Annotated in this window: 16 protein-coding genes, 2 tRNA genes and 1 pseudogene; 8 read left to right on the top strand and 11 right to left on the bottom strand. The window is 70.5% G+C overall.

The genetic code is table 11. The features are described from left to right. The first annotated feature begins 116 nt into the window (after positions 1-116). The 3 genes from AA23TX_RS23950 (at position 117) to AA23TX_RS23945 (ending at position 1,869) form a co-directional block, all read left to right on the top strand. The gene (locus tag AA23TX_RS23950; protein WP_155545108.1) at positions 117-794 is read left to right on the top strand and encodes an HU family DNA-binding protein; all 678 of its coding nucleotides are present in this window, start codon (positions 117-119) and stop codon (positions 792-794) included. A 302-nt stretch (positions 795-1,096) separates the two neighbouring features. Then, positions 1,097-1,258, top strand: a complete 162-nt coding sequence (locus tag AA23TX_RS49665) for a hypothetical protein (protein ID WP_196425503.1) — start codon at positions 1,097-1,099, stop codon at positions 1,256-1,258. A gap of 197 nt (positions 1,259-1,455) precedes the next feature. Continuing rightward, positions 1,456-1,869 carry a histone-like nucleoid-structuring protein Lsr2 gene (locus AA23TX_RS23945; protein WP_155545107.1) on the top strand — a complete coding sequence of 138 codons (414 nt, stop codon included), beginning with the start codon at positions 1,456-1,458 and terminating at the stop codon, positions 1,867-1,869. A 466-nt stretch (positions 1,870-2,335) separates the two neighbouring features. Here the strand turns inward: AA23TX_RS23945 and AA23TX_RS23940 are convergent, their stop codons facing one another. Then, positions 2,336-3,019 (bottom strand): HU family DNA-binding protein, encoded by a 684-nt coding sequence (locus AA23TX_RS23940; RefSeq protein ID WP_155545106.1) that lies wholly within the window; start codon positions 3,017-3,019, stop codon positions 2,336-2,338. Between the two features lie 964 nt (positions 3,020-3,983). Here AA23TX_RS23940 and AA23TX_RS23935 point away from each other — a divergent pair. Further along, positions 3,984-4,397, top strand: coding sequence for a histone-like nucleoid-structuring protein Lsr2 (locus AA23TX_RS23935; RefSeq protein WP_155545105.1), 414 nt, complete (start codon positions 3,984-3,986; stop codon positions 4,395-4,397). 251 nt (positions 4,398-4,648) lie between these two features. Here AA23TX_RS23935 and AA23TX_RS23930 read toward each other — a convergent pair. The 4 genes from AA23TX_RS23930 to gltX all read right to left on the bottom strand — a co-directional run bounded on the left by AA23TX_RS23930 (position 4,649) and on the right by gltX (position 7,373). Then, a tRNA-Glu gene (locus AA23TX_RS23930) sits at positions 4,649-4,724 on the bottom strand. A 102-nt stretch (positions 4,725-4,826) separates the two neighbouring features. Further along, positions 4,827-4,898 (bottom strand) — tRNA-Gln (locus AA23TX_RS23925). A gap of 59 nt (positions 4,899-4,957) precedes the next feature. Beyond that, entirely contained in the window at positions 4,958-5,692 is a 735-nt protein-coding gene (locus AA23TX_RS23920; RefSeq protein WP_196425690.1) for an HAD family hydrolase, read from the bottom strand. 202 nt (positions 5,693-5,894) lie between these two features. Then, the gene (gltX, locus tag AA23TX_RS23915) at positions 5,895-7,373 is read right to left on the bottom strand and encodes a glutamate--tRNA ligase (protein WP_155545103.1); all 1,479 of its coding nucleotides are present in this window, start codon (positions 7,371-7,373) and stop codon (positions 5,895-5,897) included. 95 nt (positions 7,374-7,468) lie between these two features. Here gltX and AA23TX_RS23910 point away from each other — a divergent pair, with 95 nt between their 5' ends. Further along, complete coding sequence (locus AA23TX_RS23910; protein ID WP_155545102.1) at positions 7,469-8,719, top strand: FAD-dependent oxidoreductase; 1,251 nt, start codon at positions 7,469-7,471, stop codon at positions 8,717-8,719. On the opposite strand, the gene AA23TX_RS23905 is transcribed toward AA23TX_RS23910, so the two are convergent. From AA23TX_RS23905 to AA23TX_RS23880, 6 genes and pseudogenes are all read right to left on the bottom strand, one after another. Beyond that, positions 8,716-9,486 carry a fumarylacetoacetate hydrolase family protein gene (locus tag AA23TX_RS23905; RefSeq protein WP_155545101.1) on the bottom strand — a complete coding sequence of 257 codons (771 nt, stop codon included), beginning with the start codon at positions 9,484-9,486 and terminating at the stop codon, positions 8,716-8,718. The two genes, AA23TX_RS23910 and AA23TX_RS23905, sit on opposite strands and share 4 nt — an antisense overlap. Positions 9,487-9,490: 4 nt before the next feature. Continuing rightward, complete coding sequence (gene cimA, locus AA23TX_RS23900; RefSeq protein WP_155545100.1) at positions 9,491-11,122, bottom strand: citramalate synthase; 1,632 nt, start codon at positions 11,120-11,122, stop codon at positions 9,491-9,493. Positions 11,123-11,717: 595 nt separating this feature from the next. Beyond that, entirely contained in the window at positions 11,718-12,755 is a 1,038-nt protein-coding gene (locus AA23TX_RS23895) for a 3-isopropylmalate dehydrogenase (protein WP_155545099.1), read from the bottom strand. Positions 12,756-12,983: 228 nt separating this feature from the next. Beyond that, positions 12,984-16,343 carry a S8 family serine peptidase gene (locus tag AA23TX_RS23890; protein WP_196425502.1) on the bottom strand — a complete coding sequence of 1,120 codons (3,360 nt, stop codon included), beginning with the start codon at positions 16,341-16,343 and terminating at the stop codon, positions 12,984-12,986. Positions 16,344-16,579: 236 nt separating this feature from the next. Further along, positions 16,580-18,177: pseudogene (gene serA, locus AA23TX_RS23885) on the bottom strand (phosphoglycerate dehydrogenase). A 124-nt stretch (positions 18,178-18,301) separates the two neighbouring features. Further along, positions 18,302-18,865 carry a TetR/AcrR family transcriptional regulator gene (locus AA23TX_RS23880; protein ID WP_155545098.1) on the bottom strand — a complete coding sequence of 188 codons (564 nt, stop codon included), beginning with the start codon at positions 18,863-18,865 and terminating at the stop codon, positions 18,302-18,304. A gap of 87 nt (positions 18,866-18,952) precedes the next feature. Between AA23TX_RS23880 and AA23TX_RS23875 the strand changes: the two genes are divergently transcribed. The 3 genes from AA23TX_RS23875 (at position 18,953) to AA23TX_RS23865 (ending at position 22,137) form a co-directional block, all read left to right on the top strand. Beyond that, on the top strand, positions 18,953-19,852 hold the full coding sequence (locus tag AA23TX_RS23875) for a TIGR03620 family F420-dependent LLM class oxidoreductase (RefSeq protein ID WP_155545097.1): 900 nt from the start codon (positions 18,953-18,955) through the stop codon (positions 19,850-19,852). Further along, on the top strand, positions 19,849-20,661 hold the full coding sequence (locus tag AA23TX_RS23870; RefSeq protein ID WP_155545096.1) for a TIGR03620 family F420-dependent LLM class oxidoreductase: 813 nt from the start codon (positions 19,849-19,851) through the stop codon (positions 20,659-20,661). The genes AA23TX_RS23875 and AA23TX_RS23870 overlap by 4 nt, the downstream gene beginning before the upstream one ends. A 147-nt stretch (positions 20,662-20,808) precedes the next feature. Continuing rightward, positions 20,809-22,137, top strand: coding sequence for an ankyrin repeat domain-containing protein (locus AA23TX_RS23865; RefSeq protein ID WP_155545095.1), 1,329 nt, complete (start codon positions 20,809-20,811; stop codon positions 22,135-22,137). Positions 22,138-22,173 lie beyond the last annotated feature (36 nt).

Genomic DNA, 22,173 nt, shown 5'->3' with positions numbered 1-22,173 from the left:
CAGCGCCCTCGCAAGGAAATATTTCGACCTCCGGTTGGATTTTGTGCGGTATTGGTAATACCGTGTGCAGTGTCGGCCGAGATGGGCCGTGACTAGTTCCACTATGGAGGACTGGAATGACGAACAAGGCCCAGCTGATCGAGGCGCTGTCGGAGCGTCTGGGCGACAAGAAGGTGGCTTCGCAGGCCGTTGACGGTCTGGTGGACATCATCATCCGGACGGTCAACAAGGGCGAAAAGGTCAACATCACCGGCTTCGGGGTGTTCGAGAAGCGCGCTCGCGCCGCTCGCACCGCCCGCAACCCGCGTACCGGTGAGGCCGTGAAGGTCAAGAAGACCAACGTCCCCGCCTTCCGCGCCGGCACGACGTTCAAGGACGTCATCTCGGGCTCCAAGAAGCTGGCCAAGGCCGCCCCGGTCAAGCGCGCCACCGCCGCGTCGACGACCACCCGCGCGACCACCGCCAAGGCTTCCGCCCCGGCCAAGGCCACCAGCACGCGGGCCACCTCGACCCGTGCGGCCGCGGCCAAGCCGGCCACCGCTCGCGCCACGGCCACGCGGACCCGCGCCGCCGCCGCGAAGCCGGCCACCAAGGCCACCGCCACCAAGGCGGCCCCGAAGACCGCGGCCAAGGCCCCGGCTCGCGCCACGGCGGCCAAGGCCACCACGGCGAAGGCGACCACCACGCGGGCGAAGGCCGCCGCCAAGCCGGCCGCGACCAAGACCGCCGCCGCGAAGAAGCCGGCCGCCGCCAAGGCCCCGGCCAAGCGCACGTCGGCTGCCAAGAAGAAGTAGTTCACGAGCTTCTCTCCGAAGGGCCCCGCACCACACCGGTGCGGGGCCCTTCGGCGTTCCCGGGCCGGCAGGGGAACGGCGTTCACCGCGCGCCGGAGTGCGGTGGCGGGCCGGAGAACGCGGAACCGGTCCCGGCCGGCCCTACGGACCACCTGGGCGGGTGGGCTGCCGCAGGAATCAAAGCCGCCGGATTCCGGAATACCCTCACCGCGGAAACGATCGCCGCCCCGACGGTTGCCCGCCCGCTCCGGCGGGTAGCCGTAAGAAAGGAATTGCCCGAAGACCCCAGGCGAGGAGTGGTGATGGCGGCCAACGAGAAGCGGGAAGACCCCGACGCGGAGCTCGCCCACTCGCGGCAGCTCATCAACGAGGCCAAGGAGGCGGCCGCGAAAGCGGACCTCGCGGACTCCGCCGACGAGGAGACGGATCCGTCCGGCCACGAAGGCGATGCGGGTTCCGAGTAAGCCGGAATCACCGGGCCGGACCTCCAGAGTGGAACCAGCGCGGAGCGTCCTATCAGGACTGCGGAATCGCGGGAAGCGGCGGGGAAATTGCCGTACCGATCCCCGGGTGGATACACTCCACGGGAGAACGTCGGTCATTGTGCAGCTTGTCACACGTCACGTTCCCCGGACGCACATCCAGCTTGAGGAGCATTCCCGTGGCCCAGAAAGTCCTCGTCGAGATCCTGGACGACATCGACGGCTCCCCCGCCGCCCAGACCGTTCAATTCGGCCTCGACGGCGTCACCTACGAGATCGACCTTTCGGACGGCAATGCCACCGCCCTGCGCGACGAGCTCGCCCGCTTCATCGCGGCTGCCCGGCGCGTCGGTGGCCGCAAGGTCCGCGTCGCGACGGGCCAGTCGACCACGACCAGCACCAGCGACCGCGAGCGCAACCAGCAGATCCGCGCCTGGGCGAACGCGAACGGCTACGAGGTCTCCGAGCGCGGCCGCCTTTCCTCCGAGGTGATCACGGCCTTCGAGCAGGCCCAGGTGGCCGAGGCCGAAGCTCCGGTGGCGGCGCCGCGCAAGCGCGCCCCGCGCAAGAAGGTCGCCGCCGCCCGCAAGTGACGGCGGGCAGATCACCGGGGAGAGATCGCACGCGGCCCGTCGGCGGCGGGGACACACCGTCCTCGCCGCCGGTGGAGGCCCTTTCCGCCCCCCGACGTGAGTCGCTGACCCGCGAACGTGAATCAGCGGGGCGTTGATTCGGTATTGAGCCTCGGCAAGCAGGCGGGTTCGCCCGCACCGGGTGATGCGCCCCGAGTGAAAGCGGCTCTTCCTCTGGTCGTTGCCGAGTGCCTCGCACCGGTTCTGCAGGAGGCGCGAGCCGGCGAAGTGCACGCGTCAGCGGTTCCGCCCTCGCAGCCGAAGGCAGAAGCCTCACCGGTGTTCTTGACGCTACGCAGCCTTCCGGTCGCCCGCCCCCAGCGATCAGTACCAGCCGGAATCCAGGGTGCGGTGCGTCGTCCCCGCGCAAACGCCGAAGGGCCCCGCACCTGCTGGTGCGGGGCCCTTCCGGTCGAGCTGGGTGCTGCTACTTCTTCTTCGCGGCCGAGGTGCGCTTGGCGGGAGCCTTGGCAGCGGCGGGCTTCTTCGCCGCAGCGGCCGGCTTGGCGGCAGCCGGCTTCGCGGCGGCCTTGGCGCGGGTGGTGGTGGCCTTGGCCGCGGTGGTGGCCTTCGCCGCGGTGGCCCGGGCCGGAGCCTTGGCCGCGGTCTTCGGGGCCGCCTTGGTGGCGGTGGCCTTCGCGGCCGGCTTCGCCGCGGTGGCGCGGGTCCGCGTGGTCGTCGCGCGCGTGGTGGTGGCCGGCTTCGCGGCAGCCGCACGCGTGGTGCGGGTCGTGGTCGCCTTGGCCGGAGCGGCGGCAGCGGCCTTCGTCGCGGTCGCACGGGTCGCCGTGGCGGTGGCGCGCTTGACCGGGGTCGCCTTCGGCAGCTTCTTCGAACCGGAGATGACGTCCTTGAACGTGGTCCCGGCGCGGAACGCGGGAACGTTGGTCTTCTTGACCTTCACGGCCTCACCGGTACGCGGGTTGCGCGCGGTCCGAGCGGCGCGAGCGCGCTTCTCGAAGACACCGAAACCGGTGATGTTGACCTTCTCGCCCTTGTTGACCGTCCGGATGATGATGTCCACCAGACCGTCAACGGCCTGCGCAGCCACCTTCTTGTCGTCGCCCAGACGCTCCGACAGCGCCTCGATCAGCTGGGCCTTGTTCGTCATTCCAGTCCTCCATAGTGGAACCAACAGTCAGGCCCATCTCGGCCGACGTCACACAGAGTATTACCAGGACGGCCGAAAATCCAAACAGGGGTGGCCGAGAACTCCGTTGTGTCGCCGGGGAAGTCTCGCCCTCCGGGCCCGCTCCTTCGGCACGGAAAAGAACGCGATGGCCGCTGACCTGCGAATTCATCGCGAAGACGCGCATCTTGTCCATATAGGACAAGCCGCCAGTCGCTCAGTTGTTCGAGCTGGACTCGCGAGAAACCCAAGCGGGTCAACGAAGGCGAAGCCCCCGGCGCGGGACGCGAACGCCGGCCGTGCGGTCGTTCGCGGCAGCCGAGTCCGCTGTTCGCCCGGGCGAAGCTGATCAGCGTGGTGGACGTGAAGCCTTTGTGCGTGGCGGAAGCCAGTGCGGCCGCGGCCGAGCGGCAGCGGCGGTGCGTCGTGACCGGCCAGGGCCACTCGTGCCCGTCCCGGCGTCGCTGCCGGTCGGTGCGGCACCGCTCGCGGCGGCACTCTGCCGAGCGAGGTCTGCCGGCATCCCGCCGAGGCGGTCCCGCACCCGCCGTCCGGCCCCACCGTCCCGCCGAGGAGAACCGATGAGCCGTGTCGATCCGGTCCGACCCGCGGCCCTGCCGCTCGCCCCGCGCGGGTGAGAGTGTCTCCACGGTCGACACCGGTCCCCTCGAGGTCCGATGTGGACTCACCGGGGCGGGACGGGAACCACGGTCACGGCATCGGAAGCGCGAACGCCGACGAGGTGGCCGGCGCGGCCGAATACCGGTTCACCACCGCGCCGGACAATTCTCCAGCGGGGCTTCAGCGGGGCTCGCCGTATTCGATACCGGTACGGAGATATCTCCGCAAACCGGCCGGTATGGATATACTCCGCGGAAGAGCACGACATTCGTGTGCTCGGTCACCGCCGCCACTCAACTGGTATATACCGTTTCAAGGAGCAGGAATGGCCCAGAAGGTCCTCGTCGAGATGCTCGACGACATCGACGGTACCCCCGCCGCCCACACCGTCCCGTTCACCCTCGACGGCGTCATGTACGAAATCGACCTTTCCGACGAAAACGCCGCCGCCCTGCGCGACGAGCTGGCCCGCTACATCGCGGCCGCCCGGCGCACCGGGGGCCGCAAGGTGCGCGTCGCGACCGGTCAGTCGACCACGACCAGCACGAGCGACCGCGAGCGCAACCAGCAGATCCGTGCCTGGGCGAACGCGAATGGCTACGAGGTGTCCGAGCGCGGCCGTCTCTCTTCCGAGGTGATCGCCGCCTACGAAGCCGCTCAGGCGGCCGAGGCCGCGGCCCCCGCACCGGCTCCGCGCAAGCGCGCGCCGCGCAAGAAGGTCGCCGCCGCCAAGAAGTAACCGTGGCGACGGCAGCTCACTGGGGAGACCACCGAGGTCATTCCATCCGGCCCGTCGGCGGCGCGGACGACTCACCTTCGTCGCCGACGGCCACTCCCCGGTTCGCCCGGCCGGACGGGCTCCTGAGCCCGCTCGCTGCCTGAACGACCACCCCGGGACACTCGACGCCGGAGAGCCGCTCGGACCGCGGAGAGGATCGCGAGCACACCAAAAAGCCCGCCTGACCTGGGTCAGACGGGCTCGGTTACTGCTGGTACCCCCGATGGGATTCGAACCCACGCTACCGGCGTGAGAGGCCGGCGTCCTAGGCCGCTAGACGACGGGGGCTTAGGATCTTTCCCTGGTCTCCCAGGGGCTTTTCTGTTTTTCTTGCTGGAGAGAACTTACCAGAGGCGATTTCTCGCTCTGCAGGGGGGTCACTCTCCGCAGCTGGGGTACCAGGACTCGAACCTAGACTAACTGGACCAGAACCAGTCGTGCTGCCAATTACACCATACCCCAGTGAGGTACTTTGCCGACCTGAAGAACCGGTCCGGCTCAGCACCGCACGAGAAGAAATACTAGAGCACGCCGTTCCGGACGGTGAACGCGGGGGTGCCACTTCCGCGCTGGGCGGGGACGCCGATCGTCGCGTACTCCGAAACCAGCAGCTCAGGCAGCTCGGCCAGGCCCGCCACCCGGTGGACGCCCTCGGGCGCGCGCTCGCCGATGTCGTCGCGGTCGAGCCACACCGCGCCCAGGCCGGCGTCGCGGGCGCCGATCGCGTCCGTGTCGAGTTTGTCCCCGACGTGAACGGCCTGGGCAGGTGCGCAGCCCAGGCCGAGGCAGACCGTGTGGAACATCACCGGATCGGGTTTCGCCACCCCGAGCTCGCCGGCGATGGCGACGTGGTCGAAGAACGGCGCGAGCCCCAGGTCGGCGATTTTCTTGCGCTGGTGGACACCCGAAGCATTGGTCACGGCGGCGAGCAGCAAGCCCGCGGCGCGCAGCCATTCCAAGCAGTCGAGGACGTCGCCGAACAGCTGCCACGAGTGGTCGAGCAGCTCTCTTCGGCGACGTTCGAACGAGCTCACCTGCTCGTCGTCGGCGAGGATGCCGATCTCCGCGAGGAAGCAGTCGGTGCGCCGCTGGTGCATCGTCGTGTAGTCGATTTCGCCGGCGACGACGAGGGCGACGTGCTCCTCGGTGATCAGGTCCCACAACGGCCACAGGTCGCCCCGGCCGGTGAGGATGTGGAGGCTCCGGCGGATCGCGGCGGTGCAGTCGATCAGGGTGTCGTCGATGTCGAGGCACACCAGCCGCAGCGCCGGCGGCGCCCAGGGCTCGGGCGCCGCCTCGGCGGGGACGGTTCGCGACGGGGTCCGGGGTGCCAAAGCGAAATCCACCCAGTGAGGCTAGGGCAACGGCAGCGTTCGCGACGCTGCCAAAGAGGTGATTGCCGCTCGCCTGTTCCGGCGCAGTCGCTCTACTCCCAGTTGGCGAACCGTCTTCTTTAGGTTATCCGACCATTGCCCGGCGAAGACGTCCCAAAGAGACATCGCGGCCGAGCAGCTCCATCGACTCGTACAGCGGCGGGGAAACGGTCCGGCCGGTCACGGCGACGCGAACCGGCGCGAAAGCCTTGCGGGGCTTGAGACCCAGACCGTCCACAAGGGCGTCCTTGAGCGCCTGCTCGATGGCCTCGGTCTCCCACGATGGCAGCGCTTCGAGCGCGGCGACCGCCGCGGCCAGCACCGGCTGCGCGGCTTCGCCGAGGTTTTTCGCCGCCGCGTCCTCTTCGGGCGCGAAGTCGTCTTCGGCAACGAAGAGGAAACGCACCATCGCGGGCGCGTCCGAAAGCACCGTGACGCGTTCCTGGACCAACGGCGCGATCGCGGTCAACCGGGCCAGCTGGTCCTCGCTCGGCGATTCCGGAAGGACACCCGCGGTGACCAGATAGGGCGTGACGCGGTTCACGAACTCGGCCGCGGGCAAGGCCCGCACGTGGGTGCCGTTGATCGCTTCGGCCTTCTTGAGGTCGAAGCGCGCCGGGTTGGCGCTGACCTTGGTGACGTCGAAGGCGGCGATCATTTCCTCGACGCTGAAGACGTCGCGGTCGTCGGCGATCGACCAGCCGAGCAGGGCCAGGTAGTTGAGCAGGCCCTCGCGGATGAAGCCGCGGTCGCGGTAGTTGAAGAGGTTCGACGAAGGGTCGCGTTTGGACAGTTTCTTGTTGCCCTCGCCCATGACGTACGGCAAATGGCCGAACTCCGGCGTGAACTCCGCCACGCCGACGCGCCCCAGCGCCTCGTAGAGCGCGATCTGGCGGGGCGTCGAGGGCAGCAGGTCCTCGCCGCGCAGGACGTGCGTGATCTTCATCAGCGCGTCGTCGACCGGGTTGGTCAGCGTGTAGAGCGGCTCGCCGTTGGCGCGCACCAGCACCGGGTCCGGGATCGTGCCCGCCGGGAAGCTGATGTCACCGCGGACCAGGTCGGTCCACGCGAGGTCCTTCGCGGGCATGCGCAGGCGCAGCACCGGCGCGCGTCCCTCGGCGCGGTACGCGGCGCGCTGCTCGTCGGTGAGGTCGCGGTCGAAGTTGTCGTAGCCCAGCTTCGGGTCCAGGCCGGCCGCCTTGCGCCGCGCCTCGACCTCCTCGTTGGTGGAGAACGCCTCGTACAGCTCCCCCGCTTCGAGGAGCTTCGCGGCGACGTCGGCGTAGATCGCCCGCCGCTCGCTCTGGCGGTACGGCCCGTACTCGCCGCCGGCCTCGGGGCCCTCGTCCCAGTCGATGCCGAGCCAGCGCAGCCCGTCGAGGAGCTGCTCGTAGGACTCCTGCGAGTCGCGGGCGGCGTCGGTGTCTTCGATCCGGAAGACCAGCTGCCCCTGGTTGTGCCGGGCGAAGGCCCAGTTGAACAGCGCCGTGCGGATCAGCCCGACGTGCGGGGTGCCGGTCGGCGAAGGACAGAAGCGCGCGCGTACCACCGATGTCTCACTCATAGCCCGATCAGCGTATCCGTCGCCACATCGCTTGACGCCGGGGACCGGCCGGGTGCATCCTCAACTTATTCAACAAGCGATGAATAGATGGGGAGATGGTGGAGATGACCGAGCGCACGGGCTGCGTCGTCATCGGTGGCGGGCCGGCCGGGATGGTCACGGGACTCCTGCTGGCACGGGCCGGCGTCGAGGTGACGGTGCTGGAGAAGCACGCGGACTTCCTGCGCGACTTCCGCGGGGACACGGTCCACCCGTCCACGCTCACGCTGCTCGACGAGCTGGGCCTCGGCGAGAAGTTCCACGCGCTGCCGCACAGCGAGCTGACCGCCGCGGGCTTCCCCGAGGAGGACGGCACGCTGATGAAGCTGGCCGACTTCACCCGGCTGAAGGTCTCCCACCCGTACATCGCGATGGTGCCGCAGTGGGACTTCCTCGACCTGCTCGCCGAGAGCGCACGCAAGGAGCCGACGTTCGTCCAGCGGATGGAGACCGAGTGCACCGGCCTGGTCCGGGAGCACGGGCGCGTCGCCGGCGTCACCTACCGCACAGTGGCGGGCGAGACCGGTGAGATCCGCGCCGACCTGGTGATCGCGGCCGACGGACGCTGGTCGCTGGCCCGGCGTGAGGCCGGTCTGGTGCCCCGCGAGTACGACTGCCCGTTCGACGTCTGGTGGTTCCGGCTTTCCCGCGGCGACGGCGAGGCCGGAAACATGCTGCTGCCGAAGATGCGGGACCGCCGGTTCGCGGTGCCGCTCCCCCGGCCGGACTTCTACCAGGTCGCCTACCTCGCGCCGAAGGGCGAAGACCTGCGCGACCACGGCATCGAGGCGTTCCGGGAGAACGTGACGCAGATCTGCCCCGAATTCCACGACCGCGTGGACGAGCTGAAGACGATGGACGACGTCAAGTTCCTCGACGTGCGGCTCAACCTGCTGCGCAGGTGGCACACCGACGGCCTGCTCTGCATCGGCGACGCCGCGCACGCGATGTCGCCGATCGGCGGGGTCGGCATCAACCTGGCGGTGCAGGACGCGGTCGCGGCGGCGACGCTGCTGGCCGAGCCGCTGCGGCGCGGCCGCCCGTCGCCGGTGGACCTGGCGAAGGTGCGTTCGCGGCGGCTGGCGCCGACGCTGATGGTGCAGGGGCTGCAGCGCCTGATGCACCGGACCGTGGTGCGCGGGGTGATGACCGGCAAGCGCAACGGCCCGCCGATGGCGATGATCAAGGCGTTCGCGCGGTTCCCGCGGCTGTCGTACTTCCCGGCCCGGCTCCTCGGCCTCGGGCTGCGGCCGGAGCACGCTCCGGCGTTCGCCCGGCGGCCGATGGACCCGGTGGCGCGGGACTAGATGTTCTCGACCGGGTTGGTCAGGGTGCCGATGCCTTCGATGGTGATCGAGACGCTCTGGCCGCCCTCGATCGGGCCGACGCCCTCGGGCGTGCCGGTGAGGATCACGTCGCCGGGCAGCAGCGTCATGACGCCGGAGACGAACTCGACCAGCTCGGGGATCTTGTGGACGAGGTCGGACGTGCGGCCGTCCTGCTTGAGTTCGCCGTCGACCTCGGCCTTGAGCGACAGGTCGGACGCGTCGAGCGACGTCTCGATCCACGGCCCGAGCGGGCAGAACGTGTCGAAGCCCTTGGCGCGGCCCCACTGGCCGTCAGCCTTCTGCAGGTCGCGCGCGCTGACGTCGTTGGCCACGGTGTAGCCGAGGATCGCACTCGCGGCGCGGGCGGCGGGCACGTTCTTCACCGGCTGGCCGATGACGATGGCCAGCTCGCCCTCGAAGTCGACGCGGCCGATGCCGGACGGACGGCGGATCGCCGCGTTCGGGCCGACGACCGTGGTCGACGGCTTGAGGAACAGCATCGGGGCGCTGGGCACCTCGTTGCCGAACTCGGCCGCGTGCTTGGCGTAGTTGCGGCCGACGGCGATCACCTTGGACGGCAGGATCGGCGCGAGCAGCCGGACGTCGGCCAGCGGCCACCGCTTGCCGGTGAAGTTGGGCTGGCCGAACGGGTGCTCGGCGATCTCCAGGACCTGGGCGTCGTCACCGTCCCCTTCGACCGAAGCGAACGCGACTCCACCGGGATGAGCAATACGGGCTAGGCGCACTCGGTCAGTCTACGTCCGCCGTTTCCGTGACCGGGGCCACGGTGGTGCTCTTGTGGACGAGCGCGTCGCAGAGGGCCAGCCAGCTGGCCTCGACGATGTTGCCGTGCACGCCGACGGTGGTCCACTCGCGTTCGCCGTCGGTGCTCTCGACCAGCACGCGCGTCACGGCGTCGGTGCCCGGGTGGCCCTGGAGGATGCGGACCTTGTAGTCGGCCAGGTCCACACTGTCCAACCAGGACAGGTGCGGGGAGAGCGCCTTCCGCAGCGCGGCGTCGAGCGCGTGCACCGGGCCGATGCCCTCGGCGGTGGCGATGACGCGCTGGCCGCCGACGTGCACCTTGACCGTGGCCTCGGCCATCACCTCGCCGTCCGGGCGGTGGTCGAGGACCACGCGGTAGGACTCGAGCTCGAACGGCGCCTCGGCGGGGACGTCGGCCTCCTGGCGGAGCAGGAGTTCGAGGGAGGCGTCGGCCGCTTCGAACGACCAGCCTTCCGCTTCGAGGCGCTTGACCTTCGTGATGGCGCTCGTCAGCGCTTCGGGCCGGCCGGCGAGGTCGACCCCGAGCTCACGTCCCTTGAGCTCGAGGCTGGCCCGGCCGGCCATCTCGGTGACCAGCACCCGCATGTCGTTGCCGACGGAAGACGGATCGATGTGGTTGTACAACAACGGATCCACCTTGATCGCGCTCGCGTGCAGCCCTGCCTTGTGGGCAAAAGCCGACGCCCCTACGTAAGCCTGGTGGGAGTAGGGGGCGAGGTTCGCGATTTCGGCAAGGGCATGGGAGACCCGGGTGAGCTCGGCGGCGCCTCCGGTCGGGAGGACCTCCATCCCGAGCTTGGTCACGAGGTTTCCCGTCACGGCGAAGAGGTCGGCGTTGCCGGCCCGCTCCCCGTAACCGTTGGCGGTGCACTGGACGTGCGTCACGCCGGCCTGCACCGCGGCGACGGAGTTCGCCACGGCGCAGGAAGTGTCGTCCTGACAGTGGATTCCGAGGCGGAACCCGGTCTTTTCCTTGATGGTCCTGACGGTCTCGGCGAGCCCGAGCGGCAGCTGACCGCCGTTGGTGTCGCAGAGGACGAGGACGTCGGCGCCCGCGTGCGCGGCGGCGTCGAGCACCTTGAGGGAGGTTTCGGGAGAGTAGGCGTAGCCGTCGAAGAAGTGCTCGGCGTCGAGGAAGACGCGCCGGCCTTCCTTGACGAGGAAGGCGACGGTGTCCTTGACCATCGCGCAGGCTTCGTCGACGTCCACGCGCAGGGCGCGTTCGATGTGGCGCAGATCGGACTTGGCGACGAGCGTGACGACCGGGGCTTCACTCTCGAGGAGGGCCCGGACCTGCGGATCGGCCTCGGCGGTGGTGCCGGCCTTGCGCGTGGCCCCGAACGCGACCAGGGCCGCGTGGTTCAGCTTCAGCTCGCCTTTCGCGGCGCGGGAGAAGAATTCCGTGTCCTTGGGGAGCGCCCCCGGCCAGCCGCCTTCGATGAACCCGACGCCCAGCTCGTCCAGCAGCCGCGCGACGGCCAGCTTGTCCTGGACGGAGTAGGAGATGCCCTCACGCTGCGCACCGTCGCGCAGGGTCGTGTCGTAGAGGTGGAAGGCATCGCCGAGGGGGGTATCGGCGGGCTCCTGGCGGGTCACGGTCTTCTCCTAGCGAGTTCGGGCGTTTCGAGGCAACAAAAAAACCTCCCGCATGGGTGCGAGAGGTTGCGCGCCGGGTGCTCTTGTGGAGCTACCGTCCGGCGCGCTCGATGATAATGATCGCGAAGCTGGTCACGGTCGCATCATGCCACAGGGTTTCCGGGGAAGTCCACAACTTGGGTCAAGCTCCCACCATCCGGGAACGCCGGGCGCACGCCCTTGGCAGGACTTCGTTCGAGGCGTGTGGGTGTGCATGACTTGTTCGAGACGCCCACCCGCGCCTCACCGCCACGACCGGCGCCAAGCCGGTCGGTCGGTCGGTCGGTGCACTTTGCCATGCTCACCGCCGCCAAACCCCGCCGCCGCCAAACCCCGCCGCTCCCTGGGGGCTGACCCAGGTCCAGTCTATCGACGCCTCCCGACGGAACCGGCAAAAAAGCCACCCACCAGCTCGGCTGTCCACATCACGCCGCCGCTGTGGACAACCCCCGCGCACGAACCTCCGCGCACGAACCCTCGCGCACAAACCCGCAAAACCCCAGCCACGAAAAAACCCCGCACCACCAGGGTGCGGGGCTCTCCCGAAGCCGAAACCTCAGCCCGTGCGCACGTTGGAAGAAACCAGCGCCGCCAACCGGTCCCCGACAGCCGTCGTCGCACCCGGCGATGCCTGGTCCCGCGTCGCCAGATCGAACGCCACCGACGCCTCGATCCGCCGGGCCGCTTCCTTCTGGCCCAGGTGGTCCAGCAGCAGCGCCACCGAAAGGACCGCCGCCGTCGGGTCGGCCAGGCCCTGGCCCGCGATGTCCGGCGCCGAGCCGTGGACCGGCTCGAACATGCTCGGGTTGCGGCGGGTCATGTCCAGGTTGCCGCTCGCCGCCAGGCCGATTCCGCCCGTCACCGCCGCCGCGAGGTCGGTGATGATGTCGCCGAACAGGTTGTCCGTCACGATCACGTCGAACCGGGACGGATCGGTCACCAGGTGGATGGTCGCCGCGTCCACGTGCGAATAAGCGACCGTCACGTCCGGGTGCTCCAGCGAGACCTCTTCGACGATCCGCGACCACAGCGAGCCGGCGAACGACAGCACGTTGGTCTTGTGCACCAGCGTCAGGTGCTTGCGCGGGCGGAGCTCGGCGCGGTTGAACGCGTCGGCGACGACACGGCGGACGCCGAACGCCGTGTTGACGCTGACCTCCGTCGCGATCTCGTGCTCGGTGTCCTTGCGGATCAGGCCGCCGGTACCCGCGTACGGGCCCTCGGTCCCCTCTCGCACGACGACCATGTCGACGTCGCCCGCGTCGGCCAGCGGTCCCCGGACACCCGGGTACAGCCGCGCCGGGCGCAGGTTGACGTGGTGGTCCATTTCGAACCGCAGGCGCAGCAGCAGGCCGCGCTCGAGGATGCCGCTCGGCACCGACGGGTCGCCGACCGCGCCCAGCAGGATCGCGTCGTGCTGGCGCAGTTCGCCCAGCACCGACTCCGGGAGCAGCTCACCCGTCGCGTGCCACCGCGCGGCGCCGAGGTCGTAGTTCGTGATCTCCGCCGTAGGTACTACCTCGCCGAGCACCTTCAACGCCTCGGAGACCACCTCGGGCCCGATCCCGTCTCCTGGGATCACCGCGAGCCGCATCCACACACCTCCGTCGACGAGGCCACCGGATGCACCGATGGCCCACCGCAACAAAACGCCAGCAGCCGGAAGGTTACCGGCCGTAGACAAACGGCCGTAGCCGCACCACCCTTATGCCGCATCCTCCCGCAGGGTGAGACACCCGATCGGGTTAACAAGAGCGGGGCGCCCCCGGCGGAAACCCGCCGGAGACGCCCCGGTTCCTGCACAGATCGATCTTGTCCCGGACTAGCGGTGACCAGCCCCGATCGGCTGACGGTCGTTGCCCGGCCGGGCACCCTGGGCGGCGTCCACCTTGACCACGTTCGCCCGGTTGCCCGCGGCGTTGTGGTGCTCGATGGCGAGCAGCCCGAGCGCCCCGTCGGCCGCGGCCGAGGCGGCGTTCCGGTTCACGACCAGCGCCGTTCCCGGCTTCGCGACGTAGCCCAGCGCGGCGTCGCCGCCGCCCTGCACCGAGTAGCCCGGCGCGAGCGCGTCGAACGACAGCGGCGTGCCGACGTAGTCGATCAGCCCGTTCGTCGTGCCCGGCGCGACGTAGAAACCGCTCACACCCACCGTGTAGGAGATGCGGTGGCTGTCGGCACCCGCGTCGATGCCCAGCGCCGCCAGGGAAACCGGCAGCGTGATCACGTTCGTGTCGAACACGTTCGTGTCGACGTCGCCGAGCTGGCCGTTGACGGCCTGCACGTCGACCTGCGGGAAGCCCGGGGTCAGCGCGACCGTGACGGCCAGCAGGACGTCCGTGGCCGTCGCCTTGGTCACGTAGGTCTCGAAGTCCGGCGTCCCGTCCCCGGTGGTGTCGATGTCGACGAACGGCGAGGTGTTGCTGCCGATGTTCGCCCAGTCGCCCCAGGTGGACAGGCCGAACGCGAGGATCGCGTTCTCCGGCTCACCCTGCTCCTTCGCCAGCGGCGCGGTGGACGCCGCGCCGATGTAGCGGAGGTCGCCGCCCTTAGCGGTCTTGTTCACCGTGCAGTCGGTGACCACGTCCGCGTCGCACTCGGGCAGCTGCGGGGACTCCGCCTGCAGCTCGAGCACGCTGATCAGCGAGCGGTAGCGCTGCGCGCCGGAGCCCTGGTCGACACCCTTGCCGCTCAGGTTCAGCACACCCTGGGTCGCGTCGGCCCCGAACTTCACCGACTGCGGCGTCGAAATCGTCGACACCGGCTTGGGCGCGGCGTAGACCGAAACCCGCAGCGGCACCTTGGCCCCGCTGGTGGGCGTGAAGGCGACGCGGCCCGAAGCGTCGGCGACGAACTGCCGCGCCAGGCCGGCCTGGGTGGCCTGCATGGTCGGGTCCATGACCTTGCGCAGCGCCTTCGGGTCGGTGATCTTGAGCGTCACCTTGACCTTGGCGGTGCCGCGCGGGGTCAGCTTCACCGACTGCTTGTCCACTGTGTACTCGACACCCGGCAGCGCGTTGACCGCCTGGTAGCCCACGGTGTACTCGGCGGGCGTGACACCCTTGTTCACCAGCTTGATCGTCTTCGACAGCGTCACCGGCCCGGAGGCCTCGACCGTGCCGAAGCTGACGCTGACCGCGCCCGGGTCGTCCTGGACGTAGGCGAGCACCTGGTTGTCCAGCGCCGCCTTGGCGTCGATCCGGCCGCTGCCGACGCGCTGCGGCGCGTAGGTGTGGCCCGCGCCGTCGCCGACGTCGTGGCCGGCGGTGTCGACGACCGAGGCCTTGACCTCCTCGACCGACCAGTCCGGGTGGGACTGGCGGACGAGCGCGGTGATGCCCGCGGTGTGCGGGGCGGCCATCGACGTGCCCGAGAGCACGGTCCGGCCGTTGCCGCTGCCGCGGAACGCCGAGGTGATCGTGTCACCCGGCGCGGCGACGTCCGGCTTGAGCGCCGGGCCGCGGGTGCCGCGCGAGGTGAACGAGCTCGGGGTGTCCACGATGGTCTTGTCGTAGGTCTGGATCGAGGCGCGCCCGGCGCCGTAGAGCCGGACCTGCAGCGTGCCCGCGGTCAGCGCCGCGCGCAGCGTCTTCGTCGCGGAACCGGTGAACTGGAACACCGGGATCGCCGCGTTGCCCGCGATGCCGGCGCTGAAGTGCTCCAAAGTGGACGACAGCAGCGCACCCTTCGCCCCGGCCGCCTGGGCGTTGTTCGCCCGGGCCGCCGAACCGCAGGCGCGGGTCGAGTCGTTGTCGTCCCACTCCAGCCAGACGAACTTGCCGGCGGCCTTCGCCTTGTCCGCCGCGGAGTACGGCGCGCAGCCCGCGTTGTTCGCCGCGGACAGCGCCACGACCGGCGCGGTCAGGTTCAGCGTGTCGTAGCCGGTGTAGTTCTGGCTGTACTGCCCGGTCTTCTGGCCCTTGGCCGCGGTCGGCGCGGTGGCCTCGGCGGCGTCGCGCAGGACGCCCGCGTCGCGGGTGCTGGCAACGGTGAGCGCCTCGGGCGTGTTGCCCGGCGAGCCGGCGATGTCGTTGATGTCGCCGCCGTTGCCCGCCGAGATCACCGGGAGCACGTTGTTCGCGGCGAGCTTGCGCACGAACAGCGAGTCCGGGTCGTCCGGCGCGCCGAAGTCGGAGCCCAGCGACAGGTTGACGATGTCGAGGTGGTCGGTGAAGTCGCCGTCGCCGTCCGGGTCGAGCGCCCAGTCCAGCGCCTGCGAGGTGACGTTCGTCGAGCCCGCGCAGCCGAAGACCTTGATGGCGTAGAGGAGCGACTTCGGCGCCGTGCCCGGGCCGATCTGCATCGCGTCGACCTTCTTGGCGTCCAGCTTCTTGTAGTCGCCCTTGAAGGTCTTGCCGTCGGCGGTGACGCCGAAGCCGCCGATGGTGCCGGCGACGTGCGTGCCGTGCTCACCGCAGGCCAGCGGGTTCGGGTCCGGCGCCGGGGTGGTCTTGCCGGGCGTCGCGGCGTCGTAGTCGTTGCCGACGAGGTCGGTGCCGCCGACGACCTTGGCGCTCGGGAAGAGCGGGGTCGGCTTGGTGCTGTCGACGCTCTTGTACGCGGCCGGCGTGCCGGGGCCGCCGAAGTCGGCGTGGGTGTAGTCGATGCCGTCGTCGATCACGCCGACGCGGACGCCGTCGCCGAACTTGCCGGTCTGCTGCCACGCGGCGAGCGTGTTGGTCAGCTGCTCGGCGCTGGCGTTGGTGCGGGTCTTCGGCACGACCGCGCGCACCGAAACGACGTCCGCGCGCTTGGCGACCTCGCGCAGCTTGGCGGCGTCGGCCGTGACGACCACGCCGGGGACGGCGTTGGCGGTCCGGGTGACGACCTGCGGCTTGGCGTCGGCGGACCGCAGCTGCCCGAGGACCGAGTCCACGGCGGCGGCGGTGTCGGCCTTGGCGGCCTTGGCGGCGCGCTTGGCCTGGTCCTTGCCCTGCGGCTGCGCGGCGGTGAACGCGTCGACGGCGGGCTTCTTGGCCAGCTCGACGAACGCGGTGACGCGGCCCTGCGCGGCACCCAGCCGCGGCGCGACCTTGCCCTGCAGGTTCGTGCCGATCTTCGCGGGCGCCACTCCGTCGGCCAGAGGTGCGTCAGCGGCGCTCGCGACCGGCGCCCCGAGCGCGGCCGCCAGCACGACGGCGAACAACGCCGTCGTGACGCGAGCGGGTAAGCGGGATCTGCTCATGAGTCGGCCCCTTACTCGAGGTCTGGACCCGAACCTGCCAGCCGCTCCTAGCACCCCCGACGGTGAAGCACGGCGACCGCGCCGTGCCCTCGACGGCGCGTGGTTCGACCTCGCGGAGAGAACCTAATGCCCCAAAACACCTACTTACGTAGGCAAAGGACTCCGTTATCCAGATGTGATTGCGCGCAAAGGCCCCCTCACCGCGAACGGCGAGGGGGCCTTTGTGGTGCTTCGCGTCAGTTGAAGTCGACGGCGCGGATCGTGTGCGCCCCGACCGAAGCGCCGATCGGCTCCAGCAGGTGGGCGTCGATGTGGCGGTCGACGCGCAGCAGCATCACCGCGTCGGAGCCGTCGGTCGTCTGGCTGATCTGCGCGGCCTCGATGTTGATGCCGGCCTCGCCGAGCAGCGTCCCGACGCGGCCCATGACACCCGGGCGGTCGCCGTACTCCACCAGCAGGACCGTGCCCTCGGCCCGCAGGTCGAAGCCGCGGCCGTTGACCTCGACCAGCTTCTCGACCTCGTCCTTGCCGGTGACCGAACCGGACACGGTCAGCACCGCGCCGTCGGCGTGCACCGCGCGCACCGTGACCAGGCTGCGGAACTTCGGGCTCTCCGTCTCGATCTCCAGCTCGACCTGCACGCCCAGCTTCTCCGCCAGCTGCGGCGCGTTGACGAACGTGACCTGGTCCTCGACCACGCCGGTGAACACCCCGCGCAGCGCCGCCAGCTGCAGCACCCCGGTGTCCTCACTGAGATCTCGCCCTTGACCTGCACGGTCACCGATGCCGGCGCCGTCGGGTTCAGGGCGGTGAGCAGCTGGCCGAGCTTCTGCGTCAGCGACAGGTACGGGCGGACGTGCTCGCCCACCGCGCCGCCGCCGGAGACGTTCACCGCGTCCGGCACGAAGTCGCCGCGCAGCGCCAGCAGCGTGGACTTCGCGACGTCGGTGCCCGCGCGGTCCTGCGCCTCGGCCGTCGACGCGCCCAGGTGCGGCGTCACGACGACGTTGTCCAGCTCGAACAGCGGGCTGGACGTGGTCGGCTCGGTGACGAAGACGTCGATGCCGGCGCCGCCGACGTGGCCCGAGCGCAGCGCGTCGGCCAGGTCCTGCTCGACGATCAGCCCGCCGCGGGCGGCGTTCACGATGATGACGCCCGGCTTGGTCTTCTTCAGCGCCTCGGCGTCGATGAGCCCCTTGGTCTCCGGGGTCTTCGGCAGGTGGATGGAGATGGCGTCGGCGCGCGACAGCAGCTCGTCGAGGGTGACGAGCTCGATGCCGAGCTGGCCCGCGCGCGCGGCCGAAACGTAGGGGTCGTAGGCGATGATGTGCGTGTCGAAGGCGGCGAGGCGCTGGGCGAACAGCTGGCCGATCTTGCCGAGGCCGACCACGCCGATGGTCTTGCCCTGCAGCTCCACACCGGAGAACGAGCTGCGCTTCCACTCGCCGGCGCGCAGGCTCTGGCTGGCGGCCGGGACCCGGCGCGCGACGGCCAGCAGCAGCGCCACGGCGTGTTCGGCGGCGGACACGATGTTCGACGTCGGCGCGTTGACGACCAGGACGCCGCGCTCGGTGGCGGCGGGGACCTCGACGTTGTCGAGGCCGACGCCGGCGCGGGCGACGACCTTGAGCTGCGTCGTGGCGCCGAAGACCTCGGCGTCGACCTTCGTCGCGGAGCGCACGAGCAGCGCGTCGGCGCTCTTCACCGCCTCGAGCAGCGCGGACCGGTCCGTGCCGTCGACGTGCCGGACCTCCACCTCGTCACCGAAGACACTCAGCACGGAGGGGGCGAGCTTCTCCGCGATGAGAACGACGGGCTTGTTGGGCTTGCTCACGATGCGGCTCCCACTATCTGGTCTTCCAGGACGCTTTGGGTCGACATAAGGGTCTCAGCACGCCGTTGTGCCCCGGTCGAGGCGGAGTTTAACCCGCTGGGCCACCTGCTGGCTTCTCACGGTGTTAACTCGCTCGTAATCCCTCGAAAACAAGAGCCAGGAGGCGCTGCATGCCTCCCGGGCCCGGCAGGTGCCCACCCGCCCAGGATGCCGCGTGCAGCAAGAGAAGGAGCTCGTTCGTCGTGACGTCGGCGCGAAGCTCGCCTTCGCGTTTCGCGCGTTCCACCAGATGGGAACCGGCCTCACGCATGGCGTGGCACGACGCGTACAAACGGGATGATTCGTCGCTGAGCGCGTCGGCGGTCAGTTCCACCAGGCCGCGGAACGTGCCGGTGGCGTCGCCGAGCCCGGCCAGCCAGGTCTGCAGCGCGGCCAGGGGCCCGGGATCGGTGAGCAGTTCACGCGCGCGCTCGGCCTGGGCGTCGAACCGGGCCCGCAGCAGCGTCTCGAGCAGGGCCTCCCGCGTCGGGAAGTGCCGGTAGAGCGTGCCGATGCCGACCCCGGCGCGGCGCGCGATGTCTTCCAGCGACGCCTCGACGCCGTGCTCGGCGAAGGCGTGCTGCGCCTCTTCCAGGAGGCGCTCGTAGTTGCGGCGGGCGTCCGCGCGCATCGGCTTCACTTCGGTCATCGCCCTTCCGACCCTACCGGGTAGCCAATCGGAGGCTGCCTCCGTATATTAACCGGAGGCAGCCTCATATTACTGGAGGGAACGAGGATGACCCTGGTCGAAGACACGCGGGCCCGGCTCGGCGCGATCGGCGCCTGGCTGCCGAGCGCGCCCCTGCAACCACCCCCGGACGTCGAGCGCGCGGCCACCCGCCGTCTCGCCGGCGCCGGCTACCGCTCGGTGTGGAGCGGCGAAGGACCCGGCTCCCGCGAGGTGTTCGCCCACTTCGGCGACCTGCTCGCTTCGGTGCCGGACGTCGTGCTCGGCACCGGCATCGCGAACACCTGGCTGCGGCGCGGGACGACCGCGCACAAGGGCGGGGCGACGCTCGCCCGGGCCCACCCGGGCCGGTTCGTGCTCGGCATCGGCGTCGGGCACGCGTTCCAGGCCGCGAAGCTCGGCGAGGACTACCGGCCGATCGACCGGATGCGGGACTATCTGTCCGAAATGGACACCGCAGCGGCCGAAAGCCCCTCGCCGGTGGCGTTTCCGCGCGTGCTGGCCGCCGTCGGGCCGCGGATGCTGGAGCTGTCGCGCGACCACGCCGACGGCGCGCACCCGTTCGCCCAGCCGGTCTCGCACACGCCGTACGCGCGGGAAATCCTCGGGCCGGACAAGCTGCTGATCCCGCAGCAGACCGTGCTGCTCGGCAGCCGCGAGGACGCCCGCGAGAGCGTGCGGCGCCGCGTCGCGCAGTCGCGCGAGTACTCCGTCACGGTCTACCTCGCGGGCTGGAAACGGCTCGGCTACACCGATTCCGACATCGCCGGGCCGAGCGACCGCTTCGTCGACGACCTCGTCCTGTGGGGTGACGCCGGCACCATCGCGAAGCGCCTGGACGAGCTGCTCGACGCGGGCGCGGACCACGTGCTGCTGACCCCGTCGGCGGTCACCTCCGAGTCCACTGTGGACGTCCTGCTCGACCTGGCCCCGGAGGTGCTCCGATGAGCGTGGGGATCTGGCGGTTCTTCGACGGCGCCCCGATCACCGAGCTGCGCGAAACAGCCGCCGAAGTGGAGGAACTCGGCTTCGACGCGATTTGGTTCGGCGAGTACGCCGGCCGGGAGGCGTTCACGCAGGCGGGGTTGCTGCTCGCGGCGACGTCGAAGCTGACCGTCGCCACCGGGGTCGCGCGGTTCGACCAGCGCTCTCCACTCGCGGCGGAAGGCGCCATCCGCGCGTTGGGCGAGGCCTACCCGGGCCGGTTCATCGCGGGCCTCGGCGGGCACCGGCCGGGCGCGCGACCGCTGACGGCCCTGCGCGAGTACCTCGACGGGATGGACGCGGCCGAGCTGCCGGGGTTGCCGCAGCCGTCCCCGCGACCCCGCCGGGTCCTCGCGGCGCTGGGCCCGAAGCTGCTGGACCTGGCGGCCGAGCGCACCGACGGTGCCCACCCGTACTTCGTCCCGCCGGAGCACACGGCGTCGGCCCGGGAACGGCTCGGGCCGGACAAGTACCTGGCGGTCGAACAGGCCGTGGTCCTGGACGATTCCCCTTCGGTGGCCCGGGAGCACGTGGATCTCTACGTCCGGCAGGCGCCGCACCACCAGGTGAACCTGCGCCGGCTCGGCTTCACGGAGGAGGACCTGGCCGACGGCGGCAGCGACCGCCTGGTCGACGCCGTCGTCGCGACCGGCGAACCGGCGGTGGCCGACCGGATCCGGGCCCACCTCGACGCGGGCGCCGACCACGTCTGCGTCCAGGTACTGGCCCGCACCCCGGATTCCTACCGCAGGCTGGCCGATCTCCTGCCGTGATCGAGGTACGCTGGCGGGACGCGGTGAGGGCCGCGTCCCGTCCGCGGAAAGGGCCGAGCCCACCCCCGCAGCACCGCACCACCAGCTCCGCACCTTCTTTCCTGCCCGGTGCCGGCGGACCACGGGCGCTCGAGGAAAGGAGGCACCATGGGCACGCTGCCCGCCGAACCCAGCCTGGACCAGCTCCGCAAACGCGCGAAGGACCTCGCCCGCGCCGAAGGCGTCAAGCTCTCCGAAGCGCAGTTCCGGATCGCCCGCGACCACGGTTTCCCGAGCTGGCCGAAGCTCCAGGCGTACGTCCGGCGCGTCACGGAACACGGCGAAACGCTGCAGCACCCGTACCACCAGGACGTCCACTACTACGCCGAACGCGCGCTCGGCCTGCTCGCGTCCGCCGAGGACGACACCCCCGGTGCGCAAGAGCCGTTCGAGCGCTGGGGACAGCCACTGAACCGGGACGGCGCACTCGTGGTCGTCGCCCGCGAGCACGGTTTCGTTTCCTGGCGCACACTCCGCGACCACGTCAAGTCCCTTGTGGACAGTGGAGAGCCGTTCGCGCGGGCGTACCGCGCGGTCGAAGCACGAGACCCCGAAGCCCTGAAAAGGCTCCTCGGCGAGTTCCCCGGGCTCGTCACCGCCCGCGGCACCAACGGCAACGACCTGCTCGGCATGGCCGGCGCCACCTGCGACGAGCGGCTCAGCAAGATCCTCCTCGACCACGGCGCCGATCCGGCCCGCGGCAACGTCCACGGCTGGACGCCGCTGCACCAGGCCGCGTACAGCAACCTCCCGCTCCTGCTCGACCTGCTGCTCGACGCGGGCGCACCGGTCGACGTCTCCGCCCGCGGCGACGGCGGCACCCCCCTGGTCGTCGCGCTGTTCTGGGGTCACCGCGAGGCCGCGGAGAAGCTCGCGCTCCACAGCCGGGCACCCGGCAACCTGCGCGTCGCGGCCGGGCTCGGCGACGCGGACCTGCTCGACGAGCTCCTGCGCCCGGGTCACCCCGCGGCCGGCGCACACCGGGGCTTCTACCGCCCGCACAGCGGTTTCCCGGCCTGGCACCCGGCCGACGACCCCGTCGAGGCCAAGAACGAAGCCCTGTCGTGGGCGGCGCGCAACGACCGCACGCGGGCGCTGCGCACGCTCGTCGAGCGGGGCGCCGCCGTGGACGCCGACGTCTACCGCGGCACGGCCCTGACCTGGGCGGCGGCGACCGGGCGCGGCGCCGCGATCCGCACGCTCCTCGACCTCGGCGCCGACGTGAACCACCTCGGTACCTTCGGCGGCCCGAACCACGGCGAAGGCGTCACGGCCCTGCACCTCGCCGCGCAGTCCGGGCACCTGGAGGCGGTCCGCGTCCTCGTCGAGAACGGCGCCGACCTCGAGGCCCGCGACGCGCTCTTCGGCAGCACCCCGGAGAAGTGGGCCGAGGTGTGCGAGCAGCCGGCCGCCCGCGACCTCCTGCGTTCCCTGTAGACAACCGGAGTCTGGAGTCCGTATCGTCAAAGACGG

Source organism: Amycolatopsis camponoti (assembly GCF_902497555.1).
Lineage (GTDB): Bacteria > Actinomycetota > Actinomycetes > Mycobacteriales > Pseudonocardiaceae > Amycolatopsis > Amycolatopsis camponoti.
Note: the sequence above shows the minus strand (reverse complement) of the source record. Positions and strands in the feature narration are given on the sequence as shown.

What these genes read in the sequence shown, in the direction of transcription:
- AA23TX_RS23950 (WP_155545108.1), top strand. Translation starts at nt 117, where the DNA reads ATGACGAACAAGGCCCAGCTGATCGAGGCGCTGTCGGAGCGTCTGGGC.
- AA23TX_RS49665 (WP_196425503.1), top strand. Translation starts at nt 1,097, where the DNA reads ATGGCGGCCAACGAGAAGCGGGAAGACCCCGACGCGGAGCTCGCCCAC.
- AA23TX_RS23940 (WP_155545106.1), bottom strand. Translation starts at nt 3,019, where the DNA reads ATGACGAACAAGGCCCAGCTGATCGAGGCGCTGTCGGAGCGTCTGGGC.
- AA23TX_RS23935 (WP_155545105.1), top strand. Translation starts at nt 3,984, where the DNA reads ATGGCCCAGAAGGTCCTCGTCGAGATGCTCGACGACATCGACGGTACC.
- gltX (WP_155545103.1), bottom strand. Translation starts at nt 7,373, where the DNA reads ATGAGTGAGACATCGGTGGTACGCGCGCGCTTCTGTCCTTCGCCGACC.
- AA23TX_RS23910 (WP_155545102.1), top strand. Translation starts at nt 7,469, where the DNA reads ATGGTGGAGATGACCGAGCGCACGGGCTGCGTCGTCATCGGTGGCGGG.
- AA23TX_RS23895 (WP_155545099.1), bottom strand. Translation starts at nt 12,755, where the DNA reads ATGCGGCTCGCGGTGATCCCAGGAGACGGGATCGGGCCCGAGGTGGTC.
- AA23TX_RS23890 (WP_196425502.1), bottom strand. Translation starts at nt 16,343, where the DNA reads ATGAGCAGATCCCGCTTACCCGCTCGCGTCACGACGGCGTTGTTCGCC.
- AA23TX_RS23880 (WP_155545098.1), bottom strand. Translation starts at nt 18,865, where the DNA reads ATGACCGAAGTGAAGCCGATGCGCGCGGACGCCCGCCGCAACTACGAG.
- AA23TX_RS23875 (WP_155545097.1), top strand. Translation starts at nt 18,953, where the DNA reads ATGACCCTGGTCGAAGACACGCGGGCCCGGCTCGGCGCGATCGGCGCC.
- AA23TX_RS23870 (WP_155545096.1), top strand. Translation starts at nt 19,849, where the DNA reads ATGAGCGTGGGGATCTGGCGGTTCTTCGACGGCGCCCCGATCACCGAG.
- AA23TX_RS23865 (WP_155545095.1), top strand. Translation starts at nt 20,809, where the DNA reads ATGGGCACGCTGCCCGCCGAACCCAGCCTGGACCAGCTCCGCAAACGC.